Here is a 2,090-nt window from a genome sequence, read left to right on the forward strand (position 1 = left end):
CGTTGGAACGCCAGATGGCGCGCGGGAACTTGCCCACCATGCGCTCGAGATCGGCGAAGACGCGGTAGCGACGCTCGGCGTGGAGCTGGTCGATCGCATCCTCGAAGAACCGCTGGTAATTCATGTCGACTTCCCAATTTTGCGACGGATCATAGTCATTGACCTATGTTGCGTCCACCGCGCCCAACCGGTCAAAATGCCACGCCCTTGCCCTGTTCCTAACGACGCCGGATCGTGGCCTATTCCCTGCTGTTTGAAGCAGTTTTGTTTCAGTACGATGCCTCGGACGGGAGGAACTGTTACGGACTTAACATTATAGGGAGGCCTATGCATATCGCCCAAAAGTGCACCGCGACTTTGGGCGAACGACATGAGGTTTAGCGGGCTTGCGGCGGGGTTTCCAGTGCGGTGGCTGTTGAGACAGTTTCCGATAAATCTTGATCAGCGAGGTAGATGATGACGGTTTTGGTGACAGGCGGTGCCGGTTATATCGGCAGCCACATGGTCTGGGAACTGCTGGACGCCGGCGAGAGCGTCGTGGTGCTCGACCGGCTCTCCACCGGCTTCGAATGGGCGGTGGCCCCGGAAGCAAAGCTCGTCGTCGGCGACGTCGCCGACCGCGACCTGGTCGGCCGGATCATCCGCGAGAACAAGGTCGACGCCATCATCCACTTCGCCGGCTCGATCGTGGTGCCGGAATCGGTCGCCGATCCGCTTGGCTATTACGAGAACAACACTTGCAAGACGCGCACGCTGATCGAAACCGCCATGCGCGAAGGCGTGCCGCATTTCATCTTCTCCTCCACCGCCGCCGTCTATGGCGGCGCCGGGCTGGAGCCGGTGCGCGAGGATGCCCGCCTTGCGCCGGAATCGCCTTACGGCCTCTCCAAGCTGATGAGCGAATGGATGCTGCGCGACGCGGCCCTGGCGCACGACATCCGCTACACGGCGCTGCGCTATTTCAATGTCGCCGGCGCCGATCCGAAGGGCCGCACCGGACAGTCGACGCCCGGCGCCACGCATCTGATCAAGGTCGCCTGCGAGACCGCGCTCGGCAAGCGCCCCTTCATGCAGGTATTCGGCACCGACTATCCGACGCCGGACGGCACCTGCATGCGCGACTACATTCATGTCAGCGATCTCGCCGCCGCGCACCGGCTGGCGCTTCAACGGCTCCGCGCCGGCGGCGCGAGCCTCGTCGCCAATTGCGGCTACAGCCACGGCTATTCCGTGCTGGAAGTGATCGACAGCGTGCGCCGCGCCTTCGGCCATGACTTCGACGTGCGCATGGGCGACCGCCGCCCGGGCGACGCCGCCGCCGTGGTCGCCAATTCCGAGCTTGCCCGCAAGGAGTTAGGCTGGACGCCGCAACGCGACGATCTCGACCTGATCGTCAACGATGCGCTGGCCTGGGAACGCATTCTGACAACCAAGAATTCTGTTCGAAACTGAGCAATTCCAGGAAAAGTGCGCAGCGGTTTTCCGTCCGGAATTGCGTCAAGACAAAAAGTCCAGCTGTTGGACCAAGGGCTCGTGCGGCGCGTCTAGACGCGGTATTGAGGCCTCATGCAGCGGCGCGCCAAGGCGCGCCGTGACGACGCTTGAGGGACGGCATGAAAATCCTGGTTCTCGGGGCTGGCGTGGTTGGTACGGCGGCCGCCTATTATCTGGCAAGGGACGGTCACGAGGTGACGGTGATCGAGCGCCATGAGGCGGCGGCGTGCGGCACCAGCCAGTCGAATGCCGGCCTGGTGTCGCCGGGCGACGCCACAGCCTGGGCTTCGCCCGCCGCCCTGAAGACCTTCCTGCGCGCGCTCTGGAACCATGATCTCGGCATCAAGGTGAGGCTCCGCCTCGATCCCTATTTCTATGCCTGGAGCCTGCGCTTCCTGCGCGAATGCACGGTGACGCGGCTGCGCGCCAACACCGACATCAAGCTGAGGTTGGCGCTGCATTCACGCGCGTGCATCAATCAACTGTCGGAGGAGACCGGCATCCATTACGACGAGCGCAAGAAGGGCATTCTCTACTTCTTCCGGTCGCAAAAGAGCCTCGACACCGGCACCGACAATTACCGCTATCTCAGCGAG

Annotated in this window: 2 protein-coding genes; both read left to right on the forward strand. The window is 62.9% G+C overall.

All coding sequences use genetic code 11. The annotated features are described in order from the left end of the window. Window positions 1–456: 456 nt before the first annotated feature. Window positions 457–1,452: a UDP-glucose 4-epimerase GalE gene (gene galE, locus EOD07_RS32130; RefSeq protein WP_127238121.1), complete on the forward strand. Its 996-nt coding sequence runs from the start codon at window positions 457–459 to the stop codon at window positions 1,450–1,452. Window positions 1,453–1,613: 161 nt separating this feature from the next. After that, window positions 1,614–2,090, forward strand: a 477-nt coding sequence (locus EOD07_RS32135; protein WP_127238122.1) for an FAD-dependent oxidoreductase, incomplete at its 3' end; no start/stop codon positions are given.

The sequence above is a fragment of the Mesorhizobium sp. M2C.T.Ca.TU.002.02.1.1 genome (genome assembly GCF_003997225.1).

What these genes read in the sequence shown, in the direction of transcription:
- galE (WP_127238121.1), top strand. Translation starts at nt 457, where the DNA reads ATGACGGTTTTGGTGACAGGCGGTGCCGGTTATATCGGCAGCCACATG.